Annotated in this window: 10 protein-coding genes; 8 read left to right on the forward strand and 2 right to left on the reverse strand. The window is 60.0% G+C overall.

The window, feature by feature from the left end:
• Positions 1-765, reverse strand: a 765-nt coding sequence (locus RBR60_RS15755) for an RnfABCDGE type electron transport complex subunit B (protein WP_320358545.1), incomplete at its 3' end; no start/stop codon positions are given.
• Positions 766-844: 79 nt separating this feature from the next.
• Positions 845-1,084, reverse strand: coding sequence for a hypothetical protein (locus RBR60_RS15760; RefSeq protein ID WP_320358547.1), 240 nt, complete (start codon positions 1,082-1,084; stop codon positions 845-847).
• Positions 1,085-1,296: 212 nt separating this feature from the next.
• Between RBR60_RS15760 and RBR60_RS15765 the strand changes: the two genes are divergently transcribed.
• From RBR60_RS15765 to RBR60_RS15800, 8 genes are all read left to right on the forward strand, one after another.
• A complete protein-coding gene (locus tag RBR60_RS15765) occupies positions 1,297-1,794 on the forward strand; it encodes a SoxR reducing system RseC family protein (RefSeq protein ID WP_320358549.1) in 498 nt (165 codons plus the stop codon).
• A 209-nt stretch (positions 1,795-2,003) separates the two neighbouring features.
• Positions 2,004-2,378, forward strand: a complete 375-nt coding sequence (locus tag RBR60_RS15770; RefSeq protein WP_320358551.1) for a cytochrome c3 family protein — start codon at positions 2,004-2,006, stop codon at positions 2,376-2,378.
• Between the two features lie 98 nt (positions 2,379-2,476).
• Positions 2,477-3,787 carry a 4Fe-4S dicluster domain-containing protein gene (locus RBR60_RS15775; RefSeq protein WP_320358553.1) on the forward strand — a complete coding sequence of 437 codons (1,311 nt, stop codon included), beginning with the start codon at positions 2,477-2,479 and terminating at the stop codon, positions 3,785-3,787.
• Positions 3,784-4,755 (forward strand): RnfABCDGE type electron transport complex subunit D, encoded by a 972-nt coding sequence (locus tag RBR60_RS15780; RefSeq protein WP_320358554.1) that lies wholly within the window; start codon positions 3,784-3,786, stop codon positions 4,753-4,755. The genes RBR60_RS15775 and RBR60_RS15780 overlap by 4 nt, the downstream gene beginning before the upstream one ends.
• On the forward strand, positions 4,743-5,333 hold the full coding sequence (gene rnfG, locus RBR60_RS15785) for an RnfABCDGE type electron transport complex subunit G (protein ID WP_320358556.1): 591 nt from the start codon (positions 4,743-4,745) through the stop codon (positions 5,331-5,333). Before RBR60_RS15780 ends, rnfG begins: the two co-directional genes overlap by 13 nt.
• Positions 5,334-5,930 carry an electron transport complex subunit E gene (locus RBR60_RS15790; protein ID WP_320358558.1) on the forward strand — a complete coding sequence of 199 codons (597 nt, stop codon included), beginning with the start codon at positions 5,334-5,336 and terminating at the stop codon, positions 5,928-5,930.
• Positions 5,931-5,939: 9 nt separating this feature from the next.
• Complete coding sequence (locus RBR60_RS15795; protein WP_320358560.1) at positions 5,940-6,515, forward strand: electron transport complex protein RnfA; 576 nt, start codon at positions 5,940-5,942, stop codon at positions 6,513-6,515.
• A gap of 78 nt (positions 6,516-6,593) precedes the next feature.
• Positions 6,594-6,951 (forward strand): hypothetical protein (locus tag RBR60_RS15800; RefSeq protein WP_320358561.1); only part of this gene is annotated, 358 nt, incomplete at its 3' end.

The following is a 6,951-nucleotide window of genomic DNA, read 5'->3' on the forward strand; positions in this document are numbered from 1 at the left end:
AAGACAGACCGCCTCCGGACAGACCGCGCACCGGGTGTAATCAAAAACCGGCAGATTGCCGTCCATGGAAACCGCCCCATGGGGGCAGGCTTTCGTGCAGAGGCGGCAACCGATGCACCCAAAGTCGCAGGCCTTTTTCGTTTCTCCGCCCTTTTCCGGATTCCGGCACAAAACCATGCTTTTTGCCGTTTCCGGAACCATGGAAATCACCCCCTTGGGACAGGCCTTGACACAAAGGCCACAACCGATGCAGGCCAACGTGTCCACCTCCGCAATGCCCCTTTCATTGATGACAATGGCCTTTTCCGGACAGACGGACACACAGCTTCCCAAGCCAAGGCAGCCCCACTTGCAGGCCTTGTCCCCTTCGGCCATCAGGGAAGCGGCCCTGCAGTCGGCAATGCCCTTATAGGTGAAAAGACTGCGGCAGCCTTCCACGTTCCCGCCGCCACAGGCCACAACGGCCTTGGCAGCCACCAGCTCTTCAGGCTCCTTGCCTGCGATGCGGGCCACCTCGCGGGCCACATCCGCTCCCCCCGGAAGGCAGAGGGCGGGCGAAACCCGAAGCTCCTTCACCACCTTTTCCGCATACTGGCGGCAGCCCGCGTATCCGCAGGCCCCGCACTGGCCCGAAGGCAATACGGCCTCAATGAGATCAATGCGGGGATCTTCTTCCACATAGAGCCATTTGTCCGCTATGGCCAGCAACAGACCGATGAGCGCACCCAGGCCACTTAAGGCCAGCACAGAAACCAGAATCTCCATCCTTGACATTCTCCTTTCCCGTTCCCGGAAAGCAGGCTGTGCGGGAACATCATTCAGCAAAAAGCATCAAAAAAGCGGATCAGGCAAATTGATAACAGATAATTGATAACAGATAATTGATAATTGATAACAGATGACTCAAAGGGGCCGGGTTCTTCCCGAAACCGGCCGCATTCCCCAAGCCCGTACCCGGTATCCGTCCTCTTTTCCGGACAGAAGCGGGGAAACCTTTTTTAAACAAGATCCTTCCCGTGACCGGAAAAGGTTCTTCTCCAGGGCTGAACTCCATAAAAAACACCGCAATCCCATGGGTTTTCATGCCTTCTCCGGATGAAACCGGAAAGCGCTGTCGAAGCCCGGTCTTTCACAAGTTTTACAAGTTTCATGCCAGCAGGAGAAAATCGCGGCTCCCTGCCCATCTCATCTTTCTGGCATGCATCCTGCAATCTTATCCTCCATTGGGCAGATCCGTACGTCCAGCCCAAAACCCGGCAAAGCCCCCCATCCACCCTTTTTCGAAAGGAGGCTTTCATGCGCACCACAGAAGGCATAGTCACCCACAGCGCTTCCAGCATGGCCACCGTCCGCGCATGCAGACCCGAAGCCTGCGCAGCCTGCAAAGGCAGGGATTTCTGCGGCGTCAACACCGCCACCATGGAAATCCGGGTAGAAAGCCTGCCAGGCCTTCAGGCCGGAGATTCCGTTCTCTTGGGCATCGGCTCCAGGGAGGTGCTGAGGGTCATGGCCCTCCTCTACCTTCTGCCCGTAGCCGCCTTTGTACTCACCTGCCTCGGAGCCTACCATGCCGCCCTGCGGATGCAGCTTCCCGCAGACCCCATTGCTGCGGCTGCGGGTTTTCTCTCCCTCGGCCTGGTTTTTCTTCTGATCCGCAAAACCGGGCAGCACCTCAGCCGCTCACCAGCCTACACGCCCCGCATTCTCAAGCGCCTGCCCCCCGGACTGTCTGATTTTCCGGACACCCCCTCCTTTCCGGAAAAAAAGATTGAGGAAAACAGTAGGGCTTTATGATTTACAATCAAACAGTTAGAGGCATTGGCACTTAAATTGCTGATTGCCATCACCGACTGTCCATCCCTCCTGAAAACGGCGCGGACCTTCCCCCCGAACGTCCGCGCCCCCCAGGAAGGGCGCGATCACGGTCTTCCGGGCGTAAAGCCTTCAACCATACGGCAGGCCCCCGACTTTCCGAACCGAACGGACACTAAAGGCGGATTCCCATGCAGCCACTTTCTCCCAGAACACTCCTCATCATCGCCCTCCTCCTTTGCGGCATGGGCTTTGGCGCTTACGCCCTCTTTCCCCCACCCGGCCCGGACGGCGGCGAACCCGTGCGCATCCTCTTTGAGGGCAAGGCCGGTCATGTGCTCTTTGACCACAAGATCCACACAGAAACCTATGGCATCGACTGTGCGAGCTGTCATCACAACCTCGACTACGGGGATGACACCTACTCCTGCGCCGTCTGCCACGAAAAGGTATCGGACGACCCCCACATGCTGTCTCTGACCGATGCCTACCACGAACAGTGCATCCAGTGTCATATGGATGAACAGGCCGGTCCTGTGGACTGCGCCGCCTGTCACAACCGCTGAAGGCCGCAGAGGGCAGCGCCCTGAAACCTTGGGAATCTTGCCCCCCATACTCCGAAAAACAGGCCCAGGCCTCTGACATCCGCACCAGGAGAACACCCATGATTGTCAACCGACTCCTCACCCTTGGCTCTTCGCGGCTCCGCTACGCGCTGCTGCCGCCAACCCTGCCCACACCCGACCCCCTCCCCGCCCCCTTAAGCGTCACCCTGCTTTCGGATCAGAACCTGAAACAGGGCATGGGCGGCCGGGAAGCCCTGCTGCGACTTAAAGAAACACCGGGAAAAGCCTTCCGCCTCCAGAAGGGAGACAGCGTGGCCAAAGGCCAGATCCTCGAACTGCTGGACAAGGGCCAGGCGGTGATCGCCCCCATTTCCGGGGTCATCGCCTCCATGACCCCTTATGTGGGCGACTATGGCCGGGTTTACCTAAGCCTCACCATAGAGGCTGCGGAAAGCGACCTTCTTCCCGAAGCCCCGCCCTTTCAGCGGGAAGACATGTTCCGTGCGGCTCCGGGACTGCCCGGCAAACCCTGTCTGCCCGAAACCCCGCCCCAGCGGGTGATCATCAGCGGCCTTGGCTCCGACGTGCTGGCCACCAACAACCAGTATGTGCTGAAAACCCGGATCAAAGACCTTGAAGCGGGCATGGACTGGATCCGCAACACCTGGCCTGGGGCAGCCATCCACCTCATGGTGGCCGAAGGACAGCAGAAAGACTGGCAAAAACATAAAACCTGCACCGTACACGGCGTGGCTCCCGTATATCCCCAGGCCTCCCCGAGGCTCCTGCACCGGGCCGTAACGGGAAAGGAAGCCCCTGCGGAAAGCCCCCTGGAAGAGGCGGGCACCCTGGTGCTTCAGGCCGAAGCCCTGGCCGCCATGGGCGTTCTCTATGCCACGGGTGTCCCCCCCCTGCACAAACTGGTGCAGGTCATGGGCAAGGACGGGGTGGGCCATCTGGTTTCCGCCTGCATCGGCACCCCGGTTTCCACCGTGCTGGCCCATCTGGGGCTTAAGGCCGAATACGGCGACCGGGTCATTCTCGGCGGCCCTATGACAGGCTATGCCGTCTATCAGGATGACTTTCCTGTCTGTCCGGACACGGACACCCTGCTCATTCAGGCACCGGAAAGGGGCGTTCCCTGCCAGACCCCGGCCTGCCTCAACTGCGGGGCCTGCACCCGCATCTGCCCCGCACGGGTGCCCGTCAACCTCATGCTCCGGGTTCTGGAAGCAGGACACTACGAGGAAGCGGCCGAATCCTTTGATCTCATGAGCTGCATCGACTGCGGCCTGTGCAGCTTTGTCTGCCCCGGCCAGATCCCCATCTTTCAGTACATCCAGCTGGCCAAATACGAACACCGCCGCCACCTCGCGGACGAGGCCCTGCGCCAGGAGGTGGCGTCATGACGGCCTCCTCTCCGCGCTTCACCATCAGCTCTGCCCCCTTCATCCACTGCGGGCACACCACGGCCCGCCGTCATCTTCTCATCATGGCCGCCGCCCTGCCCGCCCTTGTGCCCGGCATCCTCCACTTCGGAGGGCCTGCGGCGGCGGTTCTCCTTCTGGCTGTGGGCTCGGCCATGGTCTGGGAGCTTCTTTTTCAGAAACTCTTCCGCAGACCCTCCCGCGCCCATGACGGAGGCGCTGCCCTCACGGGCCTGCTCATTGCCATGCTCATGCCTCCGGCCATGCCCTGGTGGGCGGTGATCGCCGCCACAGGGCTGGCCATTGTGCTGGGCCGGGAGCTTTACGGCGGTACAGGGGCCCACCCCTTCAACCCCGTGGCCCTGACCACCGCACTGCTGCTCATCTCCTGGCCCCAGCTCTATGATCTCGACCGCACCTTTCTCCACCACAGCCTCGACTTTTCCGCCGTCTGGCCCCTCGTGGAAGTAAAGGCCATGGGGGCCCAAGCTGCAGCCCGGTTCAGCCTGATGGATCTCTTCCTTGGCCGGGAAATCGCCTGTATCGGAACAGGATGCGCCGCAGGGCTTCTTCTGGGGGGGCTCTTTCTCATGGCAAAGGGCATCTGCCGCTTTGAGATCTGCCTTTCCTTTATCCTCGGTATTCTGCTCACAGCCACAGCCTTTCACCTGGCAGATCCCGCCCGCTACGCAGGCCCCCTTTTCCATCTCCTCACAGGCAGCACCCTCTTTGCCGCCTTTTTTCTCATGCCCGAAGATGCGGGCTCTCCGGTACTGCCCCTGCCCATGCTCCTCTTTGGCCTGCTGGGCGGTGTGCTGGTCATGCTCATCCGCAACATCGGCGCGTACAGTGACGGCGTGGTGTTCGCCGTACTGCTGATGAATCTTCTTACCCCCATCCTGGACAGGATGCGGCCCAAAGCCCTGGGGAGGTCCTCATGGGAGAAATGATACGCATGGTGGCAGTGCTTGCCGTTCTCAGTGCCGTTTCCGGAGGTGTGCTGGCCGGGGTGCAGCAGTGGACGCGGGAACCCATTGAACGCCAGCAGCTTGCCAACGAAAAAGCCCCTGTCATCCGCCACATTCTGCAAGGCATGGAAAACGATCCCATTGCCGAACGCTTCACCCTTAAGGATGGCGACAGAAACCGCCAGTTTTTCCCGGGCCTTCTTCCGGACGGGCCTGTCATGGTGCTGGAAGGCAGCAGCCAGGGCTATTCCGGTGACATCCATGTCATGGTGGGCATCCGCATGAACGATGACACCCTGGCGGGCATTGGTGTGACCACCCACAGCGAAACGCCGGGCATCGGCTCCAGAGCCAAGGAGGATCCCTCCTTCAGCCGCCAGTTTGCGGGGAAAAAGGCTTCAGGCCCCAAAACCCTGAGATCCGATGGCGGCGACATCGACAGCCTCAGCGGTGCGACCATCACATCCAGGGCCGTAGGCCGCGCCGTGGAAGAAGCCGCCGCCGCCTACCTGCGCCTCAAGCCCGAACTGGAATCCCGCTTTTCAGGAAAGGAGGACTAAATGCCCCGTCCCCTGCACAAGGAATTTTTAAAGGGTCTGTGGGAGGAAATCCCCCCTTTCCGTCTGGTTCTCGGACTCTGCCCCGTTCTTGCCGTGACCCGCAGCGTGGAAAACGGCATCGGCATGGGCCTTGCCACCGCCTTTGTTCTCGTATGCTCCAACATGCTCATCTCCCTCTTACGGAACCACATTCCCCCCAAGGTGCGCATCGCCTGCTACATCCTTGTCATCGCCACCTTTGTGACCATTGTGGATCTTCTCATGCAGGCCTTCACCTATCCCCTGTACCAGAAGCTTGGCATCTTCATTCCCCTCATTGTGGTGAACTGCATCGTTCTGGGCAGGGCGGAAGCCTTTGCCAGCAAAAATCCCCTTCTCCCCTCCCTGGCCGACGGCCTTGGCATCGGTATCGGGTTCACCCTCTCGCTGGCCACCCTGGGGGCTTTGAGGGAGATTTTCGGAAACGGAACCTTCTTCGGACACACGGTTTTCGGCCCTGGCTACATGCCCCTCACCTTCCTTGTGGAAGCACCCGGAGCCTTCATCGGCTTAGGTCTTCTTCTCGGGCTCATGAACCTCATCAGTCAGCGGCGATAGGAGAATCCCATGACCACCTACATCCTTCTGGCCGTCACCTGCATTCTGGTGAACAATATCGTCCTCACCCAGTATCTGGGCATCTGCCCCTTCATGGGCACCTCCAAGGCCATGGAAACCGCAACGGGCATGGCCATGGCCGTACTCTTTGTCCTTGTCATGGCCGGTTCCGTCACCTGGATGGTGGAACACTGGCTTCTGGTGCCTCTCGGCATCACCTTTCTGCGCACCATTGCCTTTATCCTCATCATCGCGTCCCTGGTGCAGTTTGTGGAAATGTTCCTCAAAAAAAGCGCTCCCGGCCTGTACGCCAGTCTCGGGATCTTTCTGCCCCTCATCACCACCAACTGCGCTGTCATGGGGGCCTGCCTCCTGGCCATCAGCGCGGACTACAGCTTCATCGAAACCCTGGTGGCCTCCACAGGCTATGCCTTGGGCTTCGGCCTTGCCCTCATCCTCTTTGCCGGTGTGCGGGAAAGACTCTTTCAGGGCAGAATTCCAAAGGCTTTCCGGGATACGGCCATCGGCCTTGTCACCGCAGGAGTCATTTCCTTAAGCTTTTTCGCCTTTAAAGGCATGGGCTGATCCCCATCACCGACCCCAAGCCACAAGCTTTTTCCATGAAGCCGTGCAACCCACGGCACAACCTTAAAAGGAGAGAACATGGCAGCAAAAGAAAAAAAAAGCATGACCATTGATGGCAACACCGCAGCAGCCCATGTGGCCTATGCCTTCAGCGACCTTGCCACCATTTACCCCATCACGCCCTCCACCCCCATCGGTGAAATCTCCGATGCCTGGGCTGCGGACGGACGCAAAAATATCTTCGGTCAGCCCGTCACCGTACGCCAGCTTCAGTCCGAAGCCGGGGCTGCTGGCTCCATGCACGGAGCGCTGGCCGCAGGGGCGCTCACCTCCACCTTCACGGCCTCCCAGGGGCTTTTGCTCATGATCCCCAACATGTACAAGATGGCAGGCGAGCTGCTTCCCGCCGTCTTCCATGTCACGGCCCGGGCCGTGG

The sequence above is a fragment of the Desulfobotulus sp. genome (assembly GCF_034006065.1).
Classification (GTDB): domain Bacteria; phylum Desulfobacterota; class Desulfobacteria; order Desulfobacterales; family ASO4-4; genus Desulfobotulus.

Bases quoted from the DNA above. Each gene is read 5' to 3' on its own strand.
- RBR60_RS15760 (WP_320358547.1), bottom strand. From the start codon at position 1,084: ATGAAAACCCATGGGATTGCGGTGTTTTTTATGGAGTTCAGCCCTGGA.
- RBR60_RS15765 (WP_320358549.1), top strand. From the start codon at position 1,297: ATGCGCACCACAGAAGGCATAGTCACCCACAGCGCTTCCAGCATGGCC.
- RBR60_RS15770 (WP_320358551.1), top strand. From the start codon at position 2,004: ATGCAGCCACTTTCTCCCAGAACACTCCTCATCATCGCCCTCCTCCTT.
- RBR60_RS15775 (WP_320358553.1), top strand. From the start codon at position 2,477: ATGATTGTCAACCGACTCCTCACCCTTGGCTCTTCGCGGCTCCGCTAC.
- RBR60_RS15780 (WP_320358554.1), top strand. From the start codon at position 3,784: ATGACGGCCTCCTCTCCGCGCTTCACCATCAGCTCTGCCCCCTTCATC.
- rnfG (WP_320358556.1), top strand. From the start codon at position 4,743: ATGGGAGAAATGATACGCATGGTGGCAGTGCTTGCCGTTCTCAGTGCC.
- RBR60_RS15790 (WP_320358558.1), top strand. From the start codon at position 5,334: ATGCCCCGTCCCCTGCACAAGGAATTTTTAAAGGGTCTGTGGGAGGAA.
- RBR60_RS15795 (WP_320358560.1), top strand. From the start codon at position 5,940: ATGACCACCTACATCCTTCTGGCCGTCACCTGCATTCTGGTGAACAAT.